This is a genomic window from Aeoliella sp. (assembly GCF_965227375.1).
In the GTDB taxonomy this organism is placed as follows: Bacteria; Planctomycetota; Planctomycetia; order Pirellulales; family Lacipirellulaceae; genus Aeoliella.
Genome location: NZ_CBDDFX010000001.1, coordinates 2010393 through 2034981, shown reverse-complemented (window position 1 = coordinate 2034981; position 24589 = coordinate 2010393). Strand labels below are relative to the sequence as shown.

General features: G+C 60.4%; 20 protein-coding genes. 12 read left to right on the top strand and 8 right to left on the bottom strand.

Annotated elements, in window-relative coordinates:
• Positions 1-763: 763 nt before the first annotated feature.
• From ACQK2L_RS08295 to ACQK2L_RS08285, 3 genes are all read right to left on the bottom strand, one after another.
• Entirely contained in the window at positions 764-961 is a 198-nt protein-coding gene (locus ACQK2L_RS08295; protein ID WP_425396475.1) for a cold-shock protein, read from the bottom strand.
• Between the two features lie 525 nt (positions 962-1486).
• On the bottom strand, positions 1487-2038 hold the full coding sequence (locus tag ACQK2L_RS08290) for a hypothetical protein (protein ID WP_425396474.1): 552 nt from the start codon (positions 2036-2038) through the stop codon (positions 1487-1489).
• A complete protein-coding gene (locus ACQK2L_RS08285) occupies positions 2028-2636 on the bottom strand; it encodes a hypothetical protein (RefSeq protein WP_425396473.1) in 609 nt (202 codons plus the stop codon). The genes ACQK2L_RS08290 and ACQK2L_RS08285 overlap by 11 nt, the downstream gene beginning before the upstream one ends.
• A gap of 317 nt (positions 2637-2953) precedes the next feature.
• On the opposite strand from ACQK2L_RS08285, the gene ACQK2L_RS08280 reads away from it, so the two are divergent.
• Complete coding sequence (locus ACQK2L_RS08280) at positions 2954-3835, top strand: PIN domain-containing protein (protein ID WP_425396472.1); 882 nt, start codon at positions 2954-2956, stop codon at positions 3833-3835.
• Between the two features lie 13 nt (positions 3836-3848).
• On the opposite strand, the gene ACQK2L_RS08275 is transcribed toward ACQK2L_RS08280, so the two are convergent.
• From ACQK2L_RS08275 to ACQK2L_RS08265, 3 genes are all read right to left on the bottom strand, one after another.
• Positions 3849-4685, bottom strand: coding sequence for a hypothetical protein (locus tag ACQK2L_RS08275; protein WP_425396471.1), 837 nt, complete (start codon positions 4683-4685; stop codon positions 3849-3851).
• Between the two features lie 226 nt (positions 4686-4911).
• The gene (locus ACQK2L_RS08270) at positions 4912-6006 is read right to left on the bottom strand and encodes a hypothetical protein (protein WP_425396470.1); all 1095 of its coding nucleotides are present in this window, start codon (positions 6004-6006) and stop codon (positions 4912-4914) included.
• 206 nt (positions 6007-6212) lie between these two features.
• Positions 6213-6869 (bottom strand): RNA polymerase sigma factor, encoded by a 657-nt coding sequence (locus tag ACQK2L_RS08265; RefSeq protein WP_425396469.1) that lies wholly within the window; start codon positions 6867-6869, stop codon positions 6213-6215.
• Positions 6870-7591: 722 nt separating this feature from the next.
• Between ACQK2L_RS08265 and ACQK2L_RS08260 the strand changes: the two genes are divergently transcribed.
• From ACQK2L_RS08260 to ACQK2L_RS08235, 6 genes are all read left to right on the top strand, one after another.
• Positions 7592-8758 carry a PEP-CTERM sorting domain-containing protein gene (locus ACQK2L_RS08260; RefSeq protein WP_425396468.1) on the top strand — a complete coding sequence of 389 codons (1167 nt, stop codon included), beginning with the start codon at positions 7592-7594 and terminating at the stop codon, positions 8756-8758.
• A gap of 166 nt (positions 8759-8924) precedes the next feature.
• A complete protein-coding gene (locus ACQK2L_RS08255; protein WP_425396467.1) occupies positions 8925-9779 on the top strand; it encodes a sulfurtransferase in 855 nt (284 codons plus the stop codon).
• A 102-nt stretch (positions 9780-9881) separates the two neighbouring features.
• Entirely contained in the window at positions 9882-13115 is a 3234-nt protein-coding gene (locus tag ACQK2L_RS08250; RefSeq protein WP_425396466.1) for a PSD1 and planctomycete cytochrome C domain-containing protein, read from the top strand.
• Positions 13116-13131: 16 nt separating this feature from the next.
• Complete coding sequence (locus tag ACQK2L_RS08245) at positions 13132-14529, top strand: DUF1501 domain-containing protein (RefSeq protein ID WP_425396465.1); 1398 nt, start codon at positions 13132-13134, stop codon at positions 14527-14529.
• A 349-nt stretch (positions 14530-14878) separates the two neighbouring features.
• Positions 14879-16234, top strand: a complete 1356-nt coding sequence (locus tag ACQK2L_RS08240; protein WP_425396464.1) for a BBP7 family outer membrane beta-barrel protein — start codon at positions 14879-14881, stop codon at positions 16232-16234.
• Between the two features lie 182 nt (positions 16235-16416).
• Positions 16417-17520 carry a GNAT family N-acetyltransferase gene (locus tag ACQK2L_RS08235; protein ID WP_425396463.1) on the top strand — a complete coding sequence of 368 codons (1104 nt, stop codon included), beginning with the start codon at positions 16417-16419 and terminating at the stop codon, positions 17518-17520.
• Positions 17521-17595: 75 nt separating this feature from the next.
• On the opposite strand, the gene ACQK2L_RS08230 is transcribed toward ACQK2L_RS08235, so the two are convergent.
• A complete protein-coding gene (locus ACQK2L_RS08230; RefSeq protein ID WP_425396462.1) occupies positions 17596-17874 on the bottom strand; it encodes a DUF3470 domain-containing protein in 279 nt (92 codons plus the stop codon).
• Between the two features lie 178 nt (positions 17875-18052).
• Between ACQK2L_RS08230 and ACQK2L_RS08225 the strand changes: the two genes are divergently transcribed.
• The gene (locus ACQK2L_RS08225; protein ID WP_425396461.1) at positions 18053-19360 is read left to right on the top strand and encodes a sigma-70 family RNA polymerase sigma factor; all 1308 of its coding nucleotides are present in this window, start codon (positions 18053-18055) and stop codon (positions 19358-19360) included.
• Between the two features lie 119 nt (positions 19361-19479).
• On the top strand, positions 19480-20184 hold the full coding sequence (locus ACQK2L_RS08220) for a PEP-CTERM sorting domain-containing protein (protein ID WP_425396460.1): 705 nt from the start codon (positions 19480-19482) through the stop codon (positions 20182-20184).
• Here ACQK2L_RS08220 and ACQK2L_RS08215 read toward each other — a convergent pair.
• Complete coding sequence (locus ACQK2L_RS08215) at positions 20171-21349, bottom strand: HD-GYP domain-containing protein (RefSeq protein WP_425396459.1); 1179 nt, start codon at positions 21347-21349, stop codon at positions 20171-20173. The two genes, ACQK2L_RS08220 and ACQK2L_RS08215, sit on opposite strands and share 14 nt — an antisense overlap.
• 512 nt (positions 21350-21861) lie before the next feature.
• Here ACQK2L_RS08215 and floA point away from each other — a divergent pair.
• The 3 genes from floA to ACQK2L_RS08200 all read left to right on the top strand — a co-directional run bounded on the left by floA (position 21862) and on the right by ACQK2L_RS08200 (position 24588).
• On the top strand, positions 21862-22908 hold the full coding sequence (gene floA, locus ACQK2L_RS08210; RefSeq protein ID WP_425396458.1) for a flotillin-like protein FloA: 1047 nt from the start codon (positions 21862-21864) through the stop codon (positions 22906-22908).
• Positions 22909-22938: 30 nt separating this feature from the next.
• Positions 22939-23709 carry a hypothetical protein gene (locus ACQK2L_RS08205; protein WP_425396457.1) on the top strand — a complete coding sequence of 257 codons (771 nt, stop codon included), beginning with the start codon at positions 22939-22941 and terminating at the stop codon, positions 23707-23709.
• A 366-nt stretch (positions 23710-24075) separates the two neighbouring features.
• Positions 24076-24588, top strand: a complete 513-nt coding sequence (locus ACQK2L_RS08200; protein WP_425396456.1) for a hypothetical protein — start codon at positions 24076-24078, stop codon at positions 24586-24588.
• Position 24589 lies beyond the last annotated feature (1 nt).

Sequence of the window (24589 nt, the reverse complement as noted above, 5' to 3'; positions counted from 1 at the left end):
GATCAAACCACCGCGCGATTTCAACGGCGATTATTTTACAGCCGCGTTTTTGCGGAGCCTCCACAGAGTTGGTCAAGTTGGGACGTCAGCCACGGATGCACACCGATAGACACAGCGCAGCGAAGCCGCAACCAAAGATGTTTGAACAGGATCAAACAGAGGGAACAGAGCTACAAAGCCGCACGTTGGTGGTCGCGCTGCGATATGAGCCACGGATAAGCACAGATGGGCACGGACTTTTGACAGAGAAGCATTGAACGAGAGCAGCTCCGAAGGAGCGAAATAGGGTCGCCCGGGGCAAGCGTAGCGAGGAACGAGCAAAGCGCCGCCCCGGGGTCGATGAGCGTTAGAAACCGCGGTCGAGAAGCCAACTCTCCACTGGCCGGAGTGTGACCGAGACCGCAACGAGCCCGCGAATTGACTTGTCAGAGAACTCGAAACGCCAGGAGGCTGGAACGCTAATCTGCGCTGATCTTCACTAGAAGCCGTTTCAAAACCTCCAAGTCGTGGTAGCTGGATTCGCAAGAATTCAGAAGTTTCCGTGCGATCTCTGAATTCTTGCGAATCCAGCTACGGTTTTGAAACTCGTTCTAATGGAGATTCGTGCCGGTTAGCGAAAATGAGTGTTCCTCTCCATGCTTTGAATCGGGGTGCCACTCGACCCAAGGCGCAGTGCGAGTGCGAAGCCGCGTTCTCGGCGGCGCATAAGAAAAGCCGACGATTGCTCGCCGGCTTTTCGTGTTTCATGTGATCGACGGGGCGATCAGACAGGGGTTACCTGCTCGGCCCGCGGTCCCTTGGGACCCTGACCTTCGACAAAGGTCACTTTTTCGCCTTCGCGAAGCTGGTCAAAGCTGGTTCCTTCGACATTCGACGAGTGGAAGAACATGTCCTGTCCGGTTCCGGTGTCGATGAATCCAAAACCCTTGTCTGTCAAACGCTTGATTGTGCCTTCGGCCATTACTCTCAAAACCTCAAAAAGAAAAAATGTGACGTCGACCCAAAATTACCATAACAGAGCGGTCGCGCCACGCGACAAGCTTACCATGCCCCGACAAATAAGATAGCCGCTAACTTCGGATTTCTCGCTGAACAGCAAAAAACCGCTGATTTCCGCCCCACTAGAGGCAAGAAAACGGGCCCAAGCCTCCGATAGTCGCCGTTCGCTCCGCCGAACGAGTGCCTACGCACCACCAACCAGCCCCACCACCCGGTCCACGACCCACACCTCAAGCGACCAACAACAGACCACCCTCCCATTGTCCCACGCGGGTGTCAGAAAACCATCACGCCGGCCTAAGAATCCCAGATGTCGTACTATGGCCGCCCCGGCCGTAGCTGACCGCTACGCGTTCCACTGGCTCTGCCAGTTTTCGGGACGACCCGAAACCGTTGCCTACCGCAACCTCATACAAGTGCGGGTTGGCCGAACAGTTCACACTGGCGGAGCCAGTGGCACACAGGAGGACTGTGCAACCCGTCAGTGTTAGGCAGATTCGTTGTCACCTATCAATTCTCGCGCCATCCAGATTAGAAGCACCAAATAGAATGATATGAAAGTGGACAAAAACTGGATATTCTCGATAAGAGACGGGAATTCCTGTACCTCGTTCGCAGGATCAGCTACTTGAAGTAGAGGTTGAACCTCAGGTGGCTTCGTGGGCGGCGTTGCCGGGTTGTAGTTCGCGAATGCCACGGCCCACGTTACATAGGCAAGCATCACAACGCAAAAGAGAATTGTAATTCCCAACACATTCTTCTGCTGAAAACTGAAGGCCTTATTCGCCTTCGCAGACTTGTAACGGGTTGAGGATCCAAGTATCGGGCCGCTCAGTATTATCGCCGGCAAACAAGCAAATCCGATGTTTAGGGCCGCCAACAATCGATCATTCGTCGGAATGACACCCAACGCACCGGTCAAGCTACGCGAGAACTGGCCAAATACTAAGAACAAACATGAGATGATGGTAGTCCAAAGCAGCAGTGTGGCGACCGTTCGTATTGCAGTGCCAACAGAAGTCGCCTGCTCAGCCATCATCCGTCTCCTGCCCGATTAGATTTGATTTCAACTCTTTGAAAAGATCGCGTGGGACTACCTTTGGGGCGCGACTGCCGTCCATGGGTTGAGAGTAAACCTGGATAGAGATCCGATCTTCAACGTTTGGAGCAGTAGCTGAGCTTATGCGTGCGATCACACGGTGAACGTAGTCTTGGCCACTAATCGGCTCCACCGCGGTAGTCACGGCAACTTCATCTTTGTAAATCCCGGACCGCTCAACAGTATATCCACACTTCTCCAAAGCCGTCGTCAGGACTTCTAGTAACTTTACTGCGTTAACACCCTGAATACCAGGAACCGCCGAAGCTGCGATAACATCTCCAAAATGTTCGGCGTTGCGGACCGTCGTATAAGTGGAAGTCTTTGTTTCTGGCACCAGTTTACATTGAAGCACATCGTCCACCTCATCAAAGTCCTCAACCAAATACTCGCAGACGTGCGGTACGCAAGGCTGGCTAACGAACACGATACTTGCCGTAGAAGTCGTATCCGCGACGTAGCCGCTATGGGAACATGGCGAGAAAGTACTACAACCAGTGAGAAGCAGGGCAATTGCCAGAAGTAGAATATGCCGCATTGGAAAACATCCGTGTTAGGGTACGCTGCACTACTATGTTGTAATGTTGCGCTTCATTCGCCTATCCGCAAGCAAGAAATCTACGGATTCGTCTAATTCTTGCGGGAAAAGGAATGCAAAGCCAAACTTCCGCTGCAAAGGCTAAAACTGAGAATTCCTCAAGCTTGAGGCGCTGTTTCCCGATACCCCAACTCTCCTGTTTTCAACCCAGCCCATACATAGTGGGAAGACACCCACACGGGGGGAGTCGATAACATGCGTCTGGTGGGCAAAGATGGTGGATTCAAAGTCAGCAACATCTGAATCGTGGGGGAGTCATGCCGTCCTACGCGTTCGTCGACACCAATATTTTCTTGGACTTCTACCGCAGCGGAAACGGAGCAACATTGAAGCTCCTTGAGCGGTTGAAGCCCGTCAAGGATCGCATAATCTGCACGTATCAGGTGGAGATGGAATTCTTAAAGAACCGGCAGAACGTCTTGTTGGAGTCGTACAAGAAGATCAAGAACCCCGAGTTACCTCAACCCCCGGCTATCTTTGCCGACTCCGCCACCAATACATCACTGAAGAGTATTAGCAAAGAAGCTCAAAAGAAAACAAAGCTACTTAAGAAACGGATTGTAACACTGCTACGCCAACCGAAGTCAAATGATGTAGTGTACCAAGTGTTGGAGGAAATATTTCATTCTGAATCCGAACATGTCCTTACTCGAGACATGGACATACGGCATAGAGTGAAAAGAAAGGCCCACAGAAGGTTCCTACTCGGCTATCCGCCCCGCAAAGCTAGCGACACTTCATATGGAGATGCCTTGAATTGGGAGTGGTTTCTTACGTGTGCGCGCGAGTTGCGAGGCAAATTTATCATCGTGTCACGAGACGGCGACTACGGAATCACGATTGACGATCAAAGCTATTTGAACGACCAGCTGTTTCAAGAGTTTAGAGACCGCGTCGGTCAGAAGAGTATAATCTTCACTAACCGCTTATCATCCGCTCTGGAGGCGATGGACGTTGCCGTTCCTAGCAAGGAGGTTGAAGCTGAGTCTCAACAGCTGGAGAATGCAATTCCGACACAGTCACGCTTGAATAAGGCTCTCGAACGCTTCTTGGAAGGACAACTTTCGACCTTAGATCCAAGTGGGTTTCTGAGCTCGGCAATGGAGGAGCTACGTCGCGAACGTGATTCCGAAGGGTAGCTCGTTTCCCCCACTAATCCTGAATCAACCGATTCACCGGCCCCATCGTCGGTTCTAGATCGGTCGATAGCCATTCTTCGATCAACACACTCGTGTCGTCTCCGGTGCGTTCGAGGCGGCGGAGCCAGGTGGTTCTCAGAAGGCCGTAGCTGTCGAACATTTCGGGGTCGAATAGGCCCATCGCCGCGGAGGCCACCTGGTGATTCTCGTTGGCATTCGGCCCCGCTTCGCCGCACTCGTGGCGGAGGCCGCTGATGGTGCTGCTGAGCGAGGGCCAGTCGGCCGGCTCCTCGCCGCGTGCCGCGCGGCTCGCTGCCAGCGTGCCCAGGTGTTCGATCTCGCGCGGGTTGTGGGCGAACGCGGCCACCTGGGCGAACGGCAAGAAGCAGGCGACCAGTTCGTCGGTCAGGCGATGCAGTCGCGTGCGTAGATTGCGGAAGCGGACCACCTCGCGATAGGCCGACTCGTCGCGGCCCGAGAGAATCTCGTTCAGCCGATTGGCCACGTCGCGATGCCCGGCCAGCACGTTGGTGGTGATGGGGCCCGTTTCGTGGCGAGCGTGTTGGGCGTCGTGCGTGAAGCCCAACGCGGCCAGCGTGCGGGCGAGCACCTCGCTGGCGTCGATCTCCACCGCCAGGCGAAACAGTCGCGGCGTGAGCGGCCGGTTCTCCGATTTGCTGGCTGCCACCGCATACATGCGGAGGTCCTGCCCCCAGCTATCAAATCGGCAGCGCGACGCTACCCAGTAATCGACCAACGACTGCTCGGCCAGGTTGGGTTGCTCGCAAGCGAGAGTGCGAGCGTTGGCGGCCAACAGTCCGGCCACTTCCAGAAGTTCTTGCGATTGCATGGCATCGGGCGCGAGCCGCAAGGACTCGCCACAGGGGTGGGGAAGTAGAGAAGTTCCTGCCCCTGGAGTTACGCACCCTGCGTGCCAGAGCTAAGTCGGAATTCGCCAAGTGCACGAAACGTAGGCACTTTTGGCCAGAAGAGTCGGCGGAGGTTCCGCGCGGTGTTGCGTTTTGGCAGCATCCCAGGTGGCCCGATGATGCCACTTGGCCACATGAGGCGGCAACTCACCGCGACGGGAGGCTCTGCACCTCGAACTGCCCCGGCTGGAGTGGTTGAGCCGGCGTGCGGATCTGGATCTTCAGCATCAGCCGCAATCGCTCGGGCATCTGCTGCGTGGGGAAGTGGGTGCGGGGCGAGACACTGCTGCGCAGCACCACCGCGTCGTTCCAGGTATCGCTGAGGGTTGGCTCGCCATCGTGGTTGACGAACAGATGGTCGTTCACCCGCGGCACCAGCGGCACGTCGAGGCTTTGCACGCTGCCGTCCTGGAACAAGGTGTTCACCAGGTCGCCACCATGGTTGGCGCCGGTCTGATAGTTCGCCACCAGGCTCGGCTCGTCGGCCAACACCGGCACCAGGCAGTTACGACGATTGCGCGCGGGCAGGTAGCGATTCCCCTGGACATATCCAGGCTGATAGGCATAGCCGCCGGCCGACATCTGCTTGAGTTCTTTCAGCCACGGTCCCTTGGCCACGGCCAGTTCGGCCATGGTGGGCACATGGAACTCGCGGTCGCCGTACTCGATCTGCTCGGCAAACGACGAGTCGGGGCAGATGAACAACTGATCGAACGCCTCGCCCTGCATGTAGTCCGCTTCTCGCAGGCGGGAAGCAAAAATGCCTACGTGTTCGTCGGGTCCCACCAACGGGAAGTAGCCGTTGTTGTCCTCCGAGTATCGCGTGAGAAGTTGGCCAAGTTGCCGCAAGTTGTTCTTGCAACTGAGCGACTGCGATTGGTTACGAACGCTGTACAACGCCGGCGCGAGCAAGCTGCCCACCGCGAGCAGGATGCCGAGCGCGACGGTCATGTCCATGGGAGTCATGAAGCCGCTGGCGGCAGCAAGACCCAGCGAAGCGCGGGGGGTCGAATCTTCCGACTCGTCACAACCGGCCAATACCGTGGCGGTCGTGCGGTCGGCGAGTCCGCGAGGGATGGGCGGAAGGGAACTGCGGCTCTCGCACTCCGGATCGCCCAAGCAGTCGCGAATCTGTTCGAGTTCGTCGCGAAGCTCCGGGTCCTCGGCGAGCGCCGATTCGATCCGCAAGCGGTCGTCGTCGTCCAGTTCGCCCAGGGCGTAAGCTATCAGGTCTTCGCGCATCGAAACGTCAGAATCGCCAGCTGCAGATTGCCAGTAGAGTAGGAAAAACTCCCCGCCAGTATACAACTAGCGGGGAGTCGAGTGTTACGTAAACCTGCGGTCACCAGTGGGAGGTGGGAAGCAGGTTGTCTCGCTCTCTATTCTACTACGCCCACAGGGCAGAAACGTTCGGCGTTTTTGGGCTCTTTGGCGGTTATTCGCCAAGCTCAATTGTCGCCCTTGGAGCCATGGGATTGCTCCCAGGCGTCGCCCAGCTGTTGCACGGCCGAGTGCAGACGGCTTTTAACCGTTCCAACCGGTACAGCCAGTTCTTCGGCCGCTTCTCGGTACTTCATCCCGCGGAAGTAAACCAGGCCAATGGCCGAAGCCAATTGTTCGGGCAGCGCGGCCACGGCACTACGCACCCACTCCATCCGCTCGCGGAGGTCAAACCGCTCGGAGGGGCTGGCTTCGTCCGATTCCAGCAGGTTCATCAGCGTGCCGACCTCGGAATGGGCCGAGCGTTGCGGCCGGTCGAGGCTGGCAATCTGATGCCGCTTGTTCCGCCGTTGCAGATCAATCGCCTGGTTCGTGGCGATGGTGTACAACCACGGACGGAATCGACGGGAGCCGTCGAACGTGTGGCACTTGCTATGCACCTGCATGAACGTGTTCTGAAACGCGTCCTCGGCCAGGGCGGCATCGCCCAGGAACCTTCGCAGGTAGCTATATAATTCCCGCTCGTAGCGCTGCACCAGCTCGCTGAGCAACAGCTCGTCGCCAGATTCGCGGTACTCGAGCAGCAATTGTTCGTCTTCCCGTGCGTCGGCACTCGCCGCGCGGGTGTTCTTACGTCGTGTTTCTTCCTTGCGTGTCGTTTTCATAGTAATCCGAACTCCTCTAATGGAGAGTTCGACGCTCAAGGGAACCGAATCCGTGGATTCCCCTCCCGTCTAAAATGGGTACCCGCCGTCCTCGCATTCTACGCGCATCCATGGACAGCAGGATAGGCAATAGGCCCGAGATTGGGTTCCACCCCCTCATGGCCAATCGCAAGGAAGTTTTTAGTGCAACCGGTGTGCCACCGGCACACGGTTCCTGGTACGGATTGCTGCCGTGCAGCATTTAACCCCATAGCAGTTCCTCGGTTACGCACTACCAGGGTCCCTTGGTTCGCGCATTTTTTGAAAATCCTACAATTTATCCATCTGCCAAAATTGCACTTTGTTGCATAACTGGTGTCTCGAAGTGGAGCTGTTGGGTCAAAATGAGACAGCCACGATTTGCGGAACTCCGCAGATCGACACCCCGCCATCAGGGGACCGCCGAGGCGAATACTGGCCTCTTACCGCAAATGGCCAACGAAAGGGTTGACGGATCGTTCAGTTTACCGAAAGTGACGGTTAGTGTTCGTCATCTAGATGCTAGGGGAGCATCGCGTCCTTGCGGGGACACCTCTTCTCTTGACGTGCGGGTTGCTAGTGAACCTCACAGCATTCTTTTCTGTTAGCTGCGCGGACTTTGCGCTCGCCATCTAAGGCCAGCGGTGTCTTCGGGGAAACCGGGTTCGCGCAAGATCTGCCCATTGAATCTGATAAGGAGCCTAATGATGAACTGCGCTAAAGCTACCTGCTGGACACTCGCCGGGTGCCTCTCCGTATTGCTGGCAGGCAACTCGGCTCTGGCCACAATTCCCTACGGAACCGCGGGAGGGCCATTTCCCGGATTTGGTCCCGACATCATCGACCCCAAGGCCGTTGGCGGCAAAGAATACTCACACGACTTCGACACCACCAGCATGGGCGCCCCACCACCGCTGGTGGCCGATCCGCAGCAAGTGATTGCCTGGGACGGCTCGGGCGGCGTGGTGGACGTGGTGGACTACACCGGCACGCGCCTCAATTGGACGGCCGATCAAGATATTGACGCCCTGGCGAACTCGGGCGACTTCGCCTACCGGGAGTTGAAAGAAGAGCGGGCCCATCTGGTGTTCTCCTTCGACGACACCTACCACACCATCACCGCCGCAGGCGGCGCGGTGGTTTCCACGTTGCCCTCCGACGGACTGATTACCACGCCTGTCGGGATGGTGGGCGGCGCCGGAGAACTTTCGTACGAGCTGGGCACGTTCTACGGAGCATTGCCAAGCACGGTGGGTCTGTGGGCCGAGCAAGAGGAAATCAACGCGATGCCCCGCCCCGACGACATCGATGCCGTGGAAGTTTGGGGCCCGGAACCACCGCTGTGGGACGCCGACAAGTACTCGCTCGATCCTGACATCTTCAGCGGCACCTCGATTTGGAATGCGTCGGGAAGCACCTATCTTCCTCACGGTGTGATCGCTGGGGCGGTGATGTCGCTGCTGGGAACCGACGTGGATCCCGATCAGATCAATCTCGACGCGCTGATGGTGCAGGACCGATTCGGCGACCGGGATCGTTGGGACGACGGTCCCGCCGGGCCGGGCGACGAGATTATCTTCAGCATTCGGCAGATTCCGCATCCTGGGTATCCCAGTGGCTTTTACGCCACCGGAAGCGAGTTGTTTGTGCTGAACGCCAGCGCGCCGACAACCTTCCTGAAGCATGGTGGACACCTTTGGGACAAGATGTACGCACTGTCGGCGTTCGACATCGGAGTCGACAACCAGCGGGCCATCCTGGACATCAACGCCATTGAGGCGGTCGGCGAGTTCGCCGTGCCCGAACCCAGTAGCGTGCTGCTCGTGATCGCAGGCGCAGGGTTGCTGGCGGTGGCAAGTCGCCGACGTTAGTCGTGTAACCGTCTTGAAACGCAACGCAGAGCGTCGTGCCACGGTCGGCACGACGCTCTTTTTGTTTCGATGGCCAGTGCATCGTGGTGCTGTGATCCGCGCAGTGTGCGTGCTAAAATCGCTGCCTTGTTTGCAACTCACAGCCCATCGATTTTCAGCGCACGCCATGGCATATCAAACACTCCTCTCGGTCGATCAACTCACGCAGTTACTCGAGCAACCACGCGACGTGGTCGTGGTCGATTGCCGATTCGAGTTGGCCGACCCCGACGCAGGCGAGCAGCAATACGCCGCCGGGCACATTCCGGGGGCCGTGTACGCTCACTTGGATCGCGACCTCAGTTCACCAATCATTGCGACGTCCGGCCGGCACCCCCTGCCCGACCCAAGCGCGCTGGCCGCGAAGTTCTCCGCCTGGGGCATCGACGGCTCGAAGCAAGTCGTGGCCTACGACAACTCGGGCGGGGCGTTCGCCTCGCGGTTGTGGTGGCTCGCCCGCTGGTTGCGACTGCGCGACGTTGCGGTGCTCGACGGCGGTTTCGCCGCATGGCAAGCCTCCGGCGGCGCAGTCACGCAAGAGGTCCCCACGCCAGAACCAACCGAGTTCACCGCCACGCCGGACGACTCGCTGTGGATCACTTCCGACAAACTGGCCGCGGCACTCGGCACGGGCGATGTGGTGCTCGTCGATGCTCGTGATCCAGAACGCTACCGCGGCGATGTGGAGCCCATCGACCCAGTCGCTGGCCACGTGCCGGGCGCGGTAAATCTGCCATTCAAGCAAAACTTGAACGACGCAGGCTGCTATTTGCCGAAGGACGAATTGCGCGAACGATTTATTTCTGTGGCAAGCGAGGCGGGAAACATGGTCCACATGTGCGGCTCCGGAGTGACCGCGTGCGTTAACTTGTTGGCGTGCGAACACGCGGGTTTGAGCGGCACCAAGCTGTACGCTGGCTCATGGAGCGAATGGATACGCGATGCCGGGCGTGCTGTTGAAACGCACATGGATGGCAAATAAACGGAATTAGTCCGGCCAATAAAGTTGGCAATCTGCGGCCGAGGCGGTTAAAATCGTCGCACCTACCCCCCGTCACGCCACCCACCTGCCATGGGCCCCGCCGTGCGTCAATTGTTGACTGCAGTTGCTTGCTGCTTGCTGATCGCCGAGAGCACTTCGGCCAACGATCAATCTGCACTCGACTTCTACGAAGCCAAGATTCGACCCATCCTGGTCAATCGCTGCTACGAATGCCACGACGCCGAGAATGCCGAAGGCGCGGCGAACCTGCGGCTCGACTATCGTGGCGGCTGGCAAACCGGCGGCGACAGCGGGCCGGCCATCGAGGCCGACAAGTCCGACGAGAGTTTGCTGCTGCGCGCCATCTCGTACGACGACCCCGACCTGCAGATGCCGCCCCGCAGCAAGCTGCCCGATCGAGAGATCCAGCTACTCAAAGAATGGATCGCCGGCGGCGCGATTGCTCCCGATACGGAACCTGCGGCCACGACCGACAGTGTATCGTTCGACATCGAGGCCCGCCGCGCCGCGCATTGGGCCTGGCAACCGGTGGCTCGCCCCGCGGTGCCGGAAGTACGAAATGCCGAGTGGTCGCGCGACGAGATTGATCGATTCATCCTGGCGCGGTTGGAGGCCGAAGGCCTGGCGCCGGCTGAAACGACTGAGCGCTCCACGTGGCTGCGGCGCGTGACCTACGACTTGACCGGATTGCCTCCCACGGTGGACGAGATCGAGCAGTTCCAGGCCGACGAGTCGGTCGACGCCTACGAGCGCGTGGTCGATCGCTTGCTCGCCAGCGTCGCGTTTGGCGAGTGCTGGGCGCAGCATTGGCTCGACCTGATGCGCTACGCCGAAACGCGCGGGCACGAAGGCGACTACGACATCCCCCACGCCTTTCGGTATCGCGACTACGCGATCCGCGCGTTCAACTCGAACGTGCCCTACAACCAAATGATCGTCGAGCATATCGCCGGCGATCTGATGCCGGTGCCGAGAATCGATCCCGAAACGCGCACCAATCAGTCAATCCAAGCCACCGCGTGGTGGCACCTGGGCGAGGCGACGCACTCGCCGGTCGACATTCGCGCCGAGGAAGCCGATCGCATCGACAACCAGATCGACGTGTTCGGCAAAGCGTTCCTGGGCATGACCGTCGCCTGCGCTCGCTGTCACGATCACAAGTTCGACGCCATCTCGAGCGCAGACTACTACGCGCTGTGTGGCTTCCTGCAAAGCAGCAGCTACCAGGTAACCAACGTGTCCGATCCCGAACTACAATCGCGGTTGGCCAGCGAGTTGGCCCAGCTCAACCAGCGCAACGCCCCCTCGCTGTTTGCCGCGTACGCCAAGCAAGCCCAGGGGCGAATCGAAGGACTTCCGGCCGTTGCCAGTGAGCACCTGCTCTCCGAGCGCGGATCGGAAGAGTTGTGCCGGTTGCTCGCCGACGTGGACGACCCACTGCATCTGCTGGCCGTTGCTCTGTACGCGGGCGTGCAGGGACGCGATGTGCCGCAAGCGGTGCAGCAGGCATTGCACAACAGCCCGAACGGCCCGGCCCCTGAGCAACGCTCCGATGCAACGGTTATCGACTTTTCCCAGGCCAACGGGCCGCTACCCTACGACGACTGGCGGACGAGCGGCTACGCGATGGGCGAGGCGCCAGCGAACGCCATGTCGGTGCTGGCGACCGGCGATCCACACCGCCCGCTGCGCGTCCTGCAACACACCGCGGCCACGAACCTCGCGGCCAGCCCGCGACTCACCGGACTGTACCGCACACGAACGTTCGAAGTGGCCGCTAACCGCGTGTGGTATCGCTACCGTGGCAAGGTTGACGTCTTCCTGGCAGTCGACTCGCACCGCACGGTCTACGGCCCGCTGCATCGCGAATGCGAACAGTCGCTCGATTCGGGCGACGACTGGGCGTGGTACTCGCACGAGACCAAGGGCTACTTGGGGCACCGCGTGCATGTCGACTTCGTGCCCCGCGGACCGTTCGAGCTGGCCGAAGTGCGGCACTGCGACGAGCGTCCCGAACAGCAACCGCAAGTGGTCAGCGCCATTGCGTCCGCGCTGCGCGACAGCGGACAATTCGACCTGGCAAGCATCGAAGCGGCCACCGTTGCCGCCTTGTCCACAGCACTAGAACGCACCACAGCGGGCGAGGCCACCGTAGAAGACGCGCGGCTGGTGAATTGGCTCATCGCACACGACCAGCACCTGCCCGGAGCCAACAGCGACGAAGCGGTCGCTTACCAAACATCGCTTGCCGAGTTTCACAAGCAGCGACGTCAGCTCGAACGCCAGCTTCCCAGGCCGCAGTATTCGCTGGCGCTGCTCGACGGCAGCAGCGAAAACGAGTTCGTCCATCTGCGCGGCAGTCCCAAGCGCCTGGCTGAAGAAGCTACGCCGCGCAGGTTGTTGACCGCGCTGGGAGGCGAGTTTCCCATCGAGCACGGCAGCGGGCGTTTGGAACTCGCGCAACGCATCGCCAGCGGCGACAATCCGTTGGTCGCACGCACCTACGTGAATCGTGTGTGGGCGCACGTGATGGGTGGCGGCATCGTTCCGACCGTCGACAACCTCGGCGTGCTGGGCCAACCGCCAACGCACCCGGAGTTGCTTGACTACTTGGCCAGCGAGTTTGTCGACAGCGGCTGGAACACGAAGGCCCTGATCCGCCGACTGGTGCTTTCGAGCACCTACCGCCAACAGAGCCGCCCGTCGCCGGCGATCGCCAGCGGACAGATCGAAAAGGTCGACCCGGCCAACAAGCTGCTGCACGCCACCCGGGTGCGCCGCGTTCCGGCCGAAGCGGTTCGCGATTCGCTGCTGGCCATCTCCGGCCAGCTCGACTCGAAGCCGTACGGGAAGAGCGTTAAGATTCACATCACCGACTTCATGCGTCACAATCGCAGCCCCGATGGCAGCGGACCAATGGACGGCGACTGCCGGCGGAGCATTTATGTGGAAGTGCGTCGCAACGCGTTCAACCACTTCCTCGCAGCGTTCGACAAGCCGCTGCCATTCACAGCGGTGGGCTATCGCCACGTGAGCAACTCGGCCGCCCAGCCGCTAATGCTGCTGAACGATCCCTTGGTGCACCACTTGATGGATGCATGGTCGGCGTCGCTTACTTCACAGTTCGACGACGACGCACAGGCTGCCCAACAAGCCTACTTGACCGCTTACGCCCGAGGGCCCAGCGCGCACGAACTGGAGCAAGTCACCAAGTACATCCAGTCGCAGCAAGCCAAACAACTTTCTCGCGAAACGGCGTGGCGTGATGTCTGCTTGGCGCTGGTGAACAGCAAAGAGTTTGTGTTTTTGAGGTAACTTCCGAGAGACGTCCATGCACTGCCACCAATTTGCCGCCCAACCGCTCACTCGCCGCGAAATGCTGGCCCGCTGCGCCTGCGGTTTTGGCAGCGTGGCCCTGGCAGGACTGGCCGGCGGAGCCACACCAGCTCCGCCCGGCTATCGCGGTCGCGCGAAGAGCATCATTTTTCTGTACATGGACGGCGGCGTCTCGCAGGTCGACAGCTTCGACTACAAGCCGGCCCTCCAACGCTACGACGGCAAACCCTACAGCGAGAAGATCGAGCCCACTCAATTCGCCGATATCGGCAACACCCTGGCGTCGCCATGGAAGTTCGCCCGGCATGGCGAGTCGGGCTTGTGGGTCAGCGAGTTGTTCCCTCACATCGCGAAGCAAGCGGACAAACTGTGCGTGGTGCGGAGCATGGTGAGCGACTTCTCCGAGCACAACACGGCCAACTATTTCCTGCACACCGGGTTCGGTCAGGCGGGGCGGCCCAGCATGGGGGCGTGGCTCAGCTATGGTCTGGGCAGCGAAACGCAGGACCTGCCGACGTTCGTCGTCATCAACGGCGGACTGGTGCCGAGCGGTGGACCCGAGAACTTTGCCGCCGGATTCCTACCAGCGCTGCACCAGGCCACGATGTTCAAACCGCAGGCGTTGCCGGTCGCCAACCTTCGCTGCCCCGATGGGATGACCAACGAGCGCAGCCGCGACGTACAGCAACTGCTCGCCTCGCTCGACGCAGGTGTTGCCGAGCAGTACGCGCACGACGACGCCATCGAGAGCGCAATCGCCAACTACGAACTCGCCTACCGCATGCAGCAAGCGGTGCCGGAGGTCGCGGGACTCGACGACGAACCGGAGTACATTCGCCGGCTGTATGGACTGGATAGCAAGTTCGAGGGCACTCAGATCTTCGGCCGCGAATGCTTGCTCGCGCGGCGGATGGTGGAGCGCGGCGTGCGGTTCATCGAACTGACCTGCCCCAACCTCAGTGGCTACGACCGCTGGGACGCCCACTCGAACCTCGTAAACAACCACTCGGAAAACGCCCGCACCGTCGACCAACCGATCGCCGCTTTGATTCAGGATCTCGACGCGCGGGGAATGTTGGACGAAACCCTGGTGGTGTGGGCCGGCGAATTTGGCCGCACGCCGTTCGCTCAACGTACCAATGGCCGCGACCACAACCCGTTCGGCTTCACCATCTTCATGGTTGGCGGCGGCGTCCGCGGCGGCATGGCCTACGGCCAGACCGACGAGTTCGGCTACCGCGCGGTGGAGAACAAGGTCCACATCCACGACCTGCACGCCACGATGCTACATCTACTGGGCATCGACCACACCAAGCTCACCTACCGCTTCGGCGGCCGCGACATGCGACTGACCGACGTGCACGGGGAACTGGTGACGGACATCCTGTTGTGAATGACGAATGACGAAATACCCAATGACGAATGAACGCGCAAGCGTCGCTTATTAGGCTCTCGGATATAAATCCTGTCCTTGGGTACTTGGGTATTTGGGTACTTCGTCATTCGACCCTCCCGCTCGACTTTACCGTTCACTACCGACCTTACCGCCTGGGTAAACCCGTTGGGCTTTATCGTGTTTGATCCGACGCTTTGGCCGGTTCGCCACAACATGGGTGGTTTCCCTTCTCGATCGTCGCGTCAAACTACGATAATTGCAAACGAGTATGGGAGTCTGCCGCTCGCACGCGTTCGATGCAATTTGCAGGCTCTCCCTTTCACGTAATTGGATAGGGAAGTCCGAAATGTCACGCACCATCTGCGCCGCCGTCGCCATCGCCTGGTTGATCGCTGTCATCGAAGCCAACGCACAGGTTAACTACACGCAAGCTCCCGCCGGTAACTACCACGCGGCTCCCAGCGCGGGCGAGTGGCAGAGCTACATCGCACCGTCGGCACCGCAGCAGGGCTACCGCGTGGCTTCCGCCTATCAAACCCCGCCGCAAGGTTACACGCTGCCTAATTACAGTGCGACAGCCTACAACATGCCCGCCTACAACGTGGCCAACCATCAGGGCTACGGCTCGTACAGCGGCTGCGACACCTGCAACACCGGCGTCGCCTATGGCGGCTGCGAACCTTGCTGCCCACCGCCCGCTTGCGCCCCCTGCCCCACGCCTTGCACGCGCTGTTGGTTCGCTTCGCTGGGAGCACTGTTTATCACCCGCGAGCCACAGGACTCCTACACGTTCTCCTACGACAGCGCTAACGAAGACGACCAGTACGTCGACGCGGCCGATTGCGACATGAGCTTCTCCCCTGGCGTCGAGGCCTCGGTGGGTTGGTACGACTGCTGCACCAACACGGGCTTCGAACTGACCTACTGGCAGTTGCTACCGGGCGACGAGTCGACCCAGATGCTCGGTGCCGACCTCGCGCCTGGTTTTCTCGACGGCATCCGCAACTACGACCAGCTCGACTACAACGGCGGCACCGCCGACGCGAGCGTGAACGCCGCGGTGATCCACCGACTCACTCGTAGTTGGGATGTGTACAACGTGGAAGCCAATCGCCTGATCGTCTTCCGCAACGACGGTTGTGGCAGCCCCTGGCGTTTCCAAAGCGTGGCCGGTTTCCGGTACTTCAAGTTCAAGGAGACACTCGGCTTCGTCTCCGATCCCAGCGAAACGATCATCGACGGCGACGCCGACGAGTACCGCATCGACATTCGCACCGACAACCAGCTGATCGGCTTCCAACTTGGCGGAATCACCGAACGCTGCATCGGCCAGCGATGGACCGTGCGGTTGATCGGCAAAGCCGGCCTGTATAACAACCACATCACGATGAACTACTTCGAAGGTGGCTCAGCTGGCGCCGCGGTGATCAACAACGGCCCCAACGCCGGCCAAGCGATGGTGGTGAACACCAGCACCAACGACCTGGCCTTCCTCGGCGAATTCGGCGCCGGCGTCGCCTGCCGCGTGGGTAGCCGCTGGCGGCTGGGTGCCGACTATCGCGTGGTCGGTGCTACCGGCCTCGCCCTGCCGACCGATCAGATCTACTTCGACACCCGCGGCATCAACGACGTCCGTGTGATCGATAGCAACGGCAGCCTGCTACTGCACGGAGCCTTCGTGCGAGCAGAACGCAGTTTCTGATCTGTTGCCTTTTCGCAACACGTTGATTCCGTGCATCAAAGCCGGCGACCGCTTGCAGCCCAAAAGCAACCGATTTAGCCCTCGAAACCGGGAGCGATGGCGGAGGAGCACGTCTCCGCGGCCTAGGTGGCACGCGGAGTGCGGGAATTGCTGTAGCAAGCAACTCTCCGCGCGAGCGCCCCATGGCCGAAGTTATCGAAATCAACGACCCACGCGACCTGGAGGCCCACCGCGCGACCTGGGAAGTACTGTTCGCCCGCACGCGGTGCGCCACGTTCTTTCAGACGCTCGACTGGTTGCAGGTCTACTGGCGGCACTTCGGGGCAGACCAGAAGCTGCGGGTACTGATCGTCCAGCAGTGTGGCGAGGCGATTGGCGTCGTGCCGATGTGCGTCCGGACCGAGCGGCATCGACTCGGCAAGGTGCGAACGCTCGGCTATCCGCTCGACGCGTGGGACCACTTCTACGCCCCACTGGGCGACCGCCCGCAAGAAACACTTGTAGCCGCCATCCGGCACCTGCACGCAACGCCGCGCGATTGGGACCGCTTGCAGCTGGTCGGCGCGGCAGACGATAGCGATTCGACGCGGCAGGGCATGACTATCGGTGGCATGCCGCCAGTGGCGACGCAAACCGGCGCCGCGTCGATGGTGGACCTCGCCGGCGGCTGGGAGCGGTACCTCGCGACGCGCAGCGCGAAGACCCGTCACATGTTGCGACGCAACTTGCGCGAAGTCGAGCAGTCCGGCGCGATCGAGTATGTCCGCCACCGCCCACAGGGTGCTGAGTTGGACGACGCCGACCCGCGGTGGGATCTGTACGATGCGTGCCAGCAAGTGGCCGAGCAGAGTTGGCAGTCGGACTCCATCGAGGGCAACACGCTATGCCACTCGCGGTATCGTGATTTCTACCGCGAAACGCACGCGACCGCCACGCGGTTGGGCATGGTCGACCTGAACCTGCTGTACGTCGGCGGCCGACCGTTGGCGTTCAACTACAACTACGTCACCGACGGGCGGCTCACCGGTCTCCGCATGGGATACGATCCCCACGCGTCACGGCTCGGCGCCGGCATGCTGCTGGTGGCCTCGATGCTGGCCGATAGCTGCGAGCGCGGCGACACCCTACTCGACCTGGGCGCCGGCGGCCAGTCGTTCAAACGCCGACTTTGCACGAGCGAACTACCGAGCCACGAGTTGACCTACACCCCGCTCACCGCAATCCGCTGCCAGGCACTCCGGCTCGCCCGCTGGGCGCGAGGTGAAGCGGCCGCGGCGGGAAAGTAGCCGCGTACTATGGCCGCCTCGGCCGTAGCGCCACGCCAAACTGCTCGGCGTTTGACTCGGAGATCCGAGCTACAATCACTCGCCTGTTAAGGGCGGCTTCTTCTCCGTGATCGCAGGCAGCTTCGCCGCCATCTCCGCGTTCAGGGCGATGTAGCTCTCCCACTCCGCTGGGACACTCCACTCGGGAAAGATCGCTTCCACCGGGCATTCGTGCACGCACGCGTCGCAGTCGATGCACTCGACCGGATCGATGTACAACATTCGATCGCCTTCGCGAAAGCACTCGCAGGGGCAGGCCGTCACGCAATCGGTGTATTTGCAGCCATCGCAGGGTTGGGTTACGACGTAAGCCATGCTTCGTTTCCTATTCGGATCGTGATTAAACGAACCCACCGCCGCGTGAGTGAGTCCTACCGCTATCGGTACATCCGATTCCCCGCGCGTAGTGGCCAAACAAACTGGCCGAATTCCAAAGATTCCCATAAACTGCCGCAGCACAGTCACTTGCTCCGCACCTCGGTAGGCCACCTCGATGCCAGCATCCAGCGAACTAATCCCCTGGTCGGCGGATCCCGAACAGGCCGCTGCGGCGATCTACCATCGCTACGGCCGGCGTTTGCAGGCGCTGGTTCGCAATCGGCTCGGGCCCAAGCTGCGGCGGCGAATCGACGCCGACGACGTGACCCAATCGACCTTCCGCAGCTTTTTCCTCCGCGCCCAGGCGGGTGAGTACCAACTCGGAACGCCGGGCGACCTCTGGCGGCTGCTGGCCAGCATGGCCACCAACAAGACCCGCAAGCAACTGGAGCGGCATCGTGCCGCGCGACGCGATGTGTACCGCGAGCAGCAGGCGTCTTCCTCTCTGCTGGTGTGCTCTCCGCACACGCGCACCGCGTCGGAAGAAGTGCAGGCGCAAGAACATCTACAATTGGCCGTTGAGAAATTCAACGCCGAGCAACGGGCAGTGCTCGAGCACGCGCTCGATGGATGGTCCAACGGCCGCATCGCCGCAGCGCTGGGAAAGTCGGAGCGAACCGTCCGCCGCATCCTCTTGCATTTGCGCGAAGTTCTGCAAATGAGCGGCATCGCATCGACGCCCACCGATCCCCGCGACCTCTCGCCAACGCCCTTGGCGTACGGCGACTACGTGTTGGAGAAACTCGTCGGCGCCGGTGGCATGGGCAAGGTGTTTCGCGCTCGGGTGAAGCAAACTGGCGAGACCGTCGCGCTCAAAGCGTTGCACAAGTCGCGACAGACCGACCACCGCGCGGTCGAGCGGTTCGTGCAGGAGGCGCAGATCCTCGAGCAGTTGACTCATCCAAATATCGTCGGCGTCCGCGGCCTCGGCAGGTTTCCCAGCGGCGGCCACTTCATGGTGCTCGAGCACGTGGCAGGCGGCGACTTGCAGTCGCGGTTGGCGAGCGGCCCGTTGTCGCAACGAATCGCCCTAGATTTGTTTCGGCAGATTGTCGAAGCAACCGCCCACGCTCATCGCCACGGCATCGTGCATTGCGACTTGAAGCCCGCCAACGTACTGGTGACCTCCAACGGCCGCGCCCTGGTAACCGACTTTGGTTTCGCCTACCTGCTGCACGCAGCAGCGAAGACGCCAGCATCGCTGGGCGGCACGCTTGGCTTCCTCGCCCCGGAACTCCTCCGCCCCGGCACGGCCCCTACGCCCACCGCCGACGTGTACTCGCTGGGAAAGCTACTGCAATGCATGCTCAAGGGCGACGCATCGCTACAGGGAGTGATTCGTCGCTGCGTGGCCGACGATCCTGCACGTCGTTACGCGGACGCGAGTCGGCTGCTAATCGACCTGCGACAGTCGTTCTCCTGACTGGTCCGCTTAACTCTCCCTCAACACAGATTGTCGACCAGCGCCCGACCTTGTGCTAGGATAGTCCGCTCTGAGGACTACCGTCAAAACACGAGCACTGCACAACAAGGGAGACGCTAATGCGGCTAGAAGCACTTCTTAGGACTCACGCTCCACTTGCCTTGGTGTTGTTCGCCATCACTGTGCCCAGCCAAGCATCGGGAACTGTTACCGGTAAGTTCCTTCTGGACCAGCAAGACGTGGATGTTGGAGGTTTCTTAGGCGACACGGGTGTAGATACTTACATCTTCGAACTCACAAACAAGAGTGCAGACCCCGTCCTCGCATTGGACCTGAGATTCACAGGATCACTTGTTGACCTGTCTGAGCACGGACCTCCTATAGACGAACTGTTCCGGCTTGTTCCAGAGATACCACAGCTTGCGGATTTTCTGATTCCTGATTCGTTCTTCATCTCCAACGGTCACCAACTTGTCGGGGCTTCTACCGAAGTTGAAGGTGTGTTAGCGGCAGCCTGGTTAGTCGCCGGATACCAGGAAATCGTTCCTGCTGGCGGTTCGGCTCCGGTAGCCTATCTTGCTCTCCCAACCGGCGAGTTCCTGAGCAACACCGAAGGAGTCGCCGTTCTAGGTCAAGGCGATGATCTGCACACCACCGTCGAGATCGCGATCGTTCCTGAACCCAGCGCGTTCGCGCTGGCATGCTTGGGACTGGTCGGCGTTGCGTGGCGATGGTCCACTGCTGCAAGCCCAGCGAGTCGCTGCCAATCGCACAGTCGGATCCAGCCCACATCCGAGACTGGTCGACAGCTCACAACAAGTTAGCTGTGTGCAATTGCACGGGGTCGAGTTCGGCAGAACCGGTCGCACCTGCGGGTACTTGTGACAGATACTGACTGTACTCGAACTCCGCTTCCTGGATGTCGTCGAACGCGGAGAGGAACGCCAAGAGTACGTCAGGGTCGAAGTGCGTCCCGCCCGATCGCTTGATGATCTGCAAACTGTGATCAACCGTGTACGCCGCCTTGTAGGGACGTTCGCTACGCAGTGCGTCGTACACGTCGGTGATGGCCACGATGCGCGCGGGCACTGGGATCTGATCTTGCGATAGGCCGTGTGGGTAGCCCATGCCGTCCCATCGTTCATGATGCGACAAGGCAATGTCGGCGCCCATGCGAAGCAGCGGGTTTCGTACTTGGTCGGCGGGACTCCAATCGTAGATGCCGGTCGTCAGACACATGGGCGCGGGTCCGGATTCGGCCAGAATGCACCACCCGATTTCGCAGTGCTGCTGCATGGTGTGCCACTCGTGATCGCTGAGCTTGCCCGGCTTTCGGAGCACGGCGTCGGGAATTCCGATCTTGCCGATGTCGTGCAGGGTGGCGGCCAACAACAGTGTCTCGCAATGCTGGCTGCCGAGGCCCATTGCTTCGGCCACCAGGCGACTGTAAGTGCCAACGCGGAGAACATGGGTCCCTGTATCGTCGTCGCGGCACTCGGCCGCCTTGGCGAGCCGCCAGACGATCTCGAGGCGCGAGTTGGCCAGTTCCTGTGTCCGCCGGCGTACTTGTTGATCGAGCGATTCCTTCTGGGCCTTCAGTTCATCGGAATACTGCTTGAGCCGCAAGGCACTGTAGACCCGGGCCATCAACTCGTTGCTGTCGACGGGTTTAAGCAGTAGGTCGACCGCACCCATGTCCAGGGCGCGTGACTTGAGCCCCGTTTCTCCACGCCCGGTGACAATGATGAACGGAATGTCGCGCGTAACAGGCTCGCCCTGCATTTTCTCCAGCAAGTCGAGCCCGGTCATGCCCGGCATGTCGACGTCCGAGACAACGACGTCAATCGATTCGGTTTGGACTCGCTCCCAGACTTCCGTGGCCCGCTCGCAAAACACCAGGTCCCACTGGCAGCCGCGGTGCTGCAACACGCGTTTGTACGCCTTGAGCACAGAGACTTCGTCGTCGACAAAGAGAATTCGTTTACTCATCCAGATCGTCTGCTTCAGCGAAACGCACACAACCAATGAGCCGGCGCGAGTTGATAGGTAGCTGCTTTGGTTGGTACCGCGATGCTTTCGTGGAGGCACCGCTTTCAGAAGTTCGCGCGGAACCTCCCCATGAAGAGTATAGAACGCGTAAATCCAGGGAGCGGTAAGGGAAAACGTAGATGTGGAAGTTGCCACGCGGTCTACGCGACAGTTGTGCCGATCGTGCAAACATCACGAAACCGCTGGAAAATGCGGTCTTCGCCCCGCCCATGTCCGGCCGGCGTTGGCGGGTTGCTTCCGAGTACGGCAGCGCAGTTCGGCAAGAACCCGGCCAATCGCGCCTATTCGCTCAAATGGCGGGAATCTTGGAATGCCCGTGAGCGTGGTTTCCCGGCAGTTCGCACCGGTAACGCCTTTAACGGTTTGAATGCTTGAACGGGACGCCTTGGCGGCGTACAACTGAAGGCAGATGTTCGGTTTTCCCGTCCCCAGTGAGCCTGTTTAGGTTTTCGATGTTCCCGATCTACCCACCACTCGCCCTTAGCAGCACCTTCCTCATTATCATCGTCGTAGTGATCATCATCGCGGCGTTGGTATTCTTGACCATCTTCGCGCGCTACTTCCGGCTGTGGATCCAGTCGTACATGACCAAGGCGGGCATCGACCTGTTCGACCTGATTCGCATGACCTTCCGTAAAGTGAACCCCTCCGTGATCGTGCGGAGCAAAATCATGGCCGTGCAAGCCGGCCTGACCGACGACGAAGGCCTGACGACCAAAGGTCTCGAAGCTCACTACATGGCGGGCGGGAATGTGCCGCTGGTGATCCGCTCGATGATCGCCGCGCGTAAAGCCAAGATCATCAACCTCGACTTCAAGAAGGCCACGGCCATCGACTTGGCCGGCCGTAACATTCTCGAAGCGGTGCAGACCAGCGTCTACCCGCGGGTGATCGACTGCCCCAGCAAGAGCAGTAAGAAGCCGTCGCTCGATGCGGTCGCTAAAGACGGCATTCAACTCAAAGTAAAGGCTCGCGTCACCGTGCGAGCAAACCTGGACCAGTTGATCGGTGGAGCCACCGAGGAAACGATCGTGGCCCGCGTGGGCGAAGGCATTGTCAGCGCAATCGGCTCAGCCGACACGCACGCCGACGTGCTGGAGAATCCCGATCGCATCTCCAAGGCGGTACTGTCTCGACGGCTCGACTCGCAGACGGCCTTCGAGATCGTATCGATCGACATCGCGGATATCGACGTCGGCGACAACATCGGTGCCCGCTTGCAAGCCGATAAGGCCGAGGCCGACACCCGCGTGGCCCAGGCCCGGGCGGAAGGTCGCCGTGCGAAAGCGGTCGCCACCGAGCAAGAAAACATAGCTACTATCGAGCAGAACCGCGCCACGCTGGTCGAAGCTCAGGCCGAAGTGCCCAAGTCGATGGCCGAGGCATTCCAGTCCGGCCGACTCGGCATTCTCGATTACTACAAATTGCAGAACGTCCAAGCCGATACCGACATGCGTGAAGCCATCGCCGGCGCAGGCGTGAAACGAACCGCGGGTTAACCGGCCGCTCGCCAATAACTAACGGACATCATGGTTCTCCATATCCCGCTCATCCTGGCACTCGATCTTGGCGCCGTGATCCAGGCGATCATCTTTCTGGTGATCCTGGCCTCCGGCGTGGCGAAGATGTTTCGCGAGTCGAAAGAGGTCCAGCGCCGCGCCGACCAGCAGCGCCCGCGACCCCGGCCCCGCCCCCAACAGGGCGGCGGCGACGAGGTAGTGCTCGAGGCGGCCGAAGCGGGTCCCCGGCGTCAGGCACCGCAGGAGAACATCCGCACCGAGGTCGAAGAGTTTCTTCGCCGCGTGGGCCAGGAAGAAGATCCCAAACCGGCCCGTCGACAGCCACGGCAGCGACCGCAGGAGTCGCAAATCGAAATACTGGACGATTCGGGCTTCGATGTGGACGAACGGCCCCGCCAATCGCGGCGCAAACCTCGGCAAACGCCCAAGCCAGAGCGGCGTGCCGAACTAATGAATCCAGAACTAGAATCCGTCAGCGACCACCTCGCAGAGCACCTGAAGCGGGGCGAGTTCGAGGAGCGTGCGTCGCATCTGGGCGAGGTGGTAGCTCACTCCGACGAGCGGCTGGAAGCCCGGCTGCACCAGAAATTCGACCACCGTTTAGGATCCTTGTCGGCCATGCGGCAGGCCCGGGAGGCCGCTGATCTGGCCCAGCGGGATATCGCGGCAGAAGGAAACCCACTGACGGAAGGCCTGCTGGACATGCTTTCGACGCCCCAAGGAGTCCAGCAGGCGGTAATTCTCAGCGAGGTATTGGGTCGCCCGACCGACCGCTGGTAGGGCCGACCGAGCCCCAGGCGTCAAATCGGCCCCAGTTGGCCCACCCCAGGCGGCATGTTCGGCACAATCGGTGGGTTAGAGCCGCTACGGCGGAAATTGCTCAAACCTCCTAAATTGACAGCGCTTTCCGGCCCTGACTATACTGCGAAGAGCCTTGGATGAATAATTTGGTGTCCGGCTGACGACCCTTGGTTGACTGCCGCTGCCCCTTGTCCAGGCCTAGATTGCCCCACCGCGGAACACCCCTTGCGGACCGCAGGGCCAGCAACGGCCCACGTTCGTGTTTTCTTATTTTTGCCCTCCACCCGTCCGACTTCGGCCGTGGTGGGAAAGCTCGCCGAATTGATGAATCTCCTCGGGAAGATAATGGTCGTCCTCGTCGCGCTCATGAGCATTTCGTTCTTGGGTGTGGCGACAGCCATATTCGCCACGCACAAGAACTGGTCGGCGACCATGCAGGAGCAGAGCACCGAGATCACCGAGCTGCGCGCGGACCTGGATACTTTGCAAACCGACTACAAGCGTGTGGAACGCAACCTGGCGCTGGAGATCGAGACCGCTGAGCAACAGGCGGTGAAGCTGGAGCGCGATCGTGTGGCCCTGGCCAACCGTAACGCGGCCAAGCAGGCAGAGATCGAAAACCTCCGCCAGCAGGGTCGCGACCTGACCACCGCCTTAGCGGGCACCCAAGCCAAGAACAAGCAGCTTGCAGAAACCAATGCAGAACTGCAGCAGGACATCACTAGCACCATGCAGGCCACCGACGCAGCATTCGATGCAACCGTTGAGGCCACCAGCAAGCTGCACGAAGCAAAAATGATGCTCGAAACCGAGTTGGAACGCAACGCTCAACTTATCGAGCAAGCCGGAGGTAATTAGC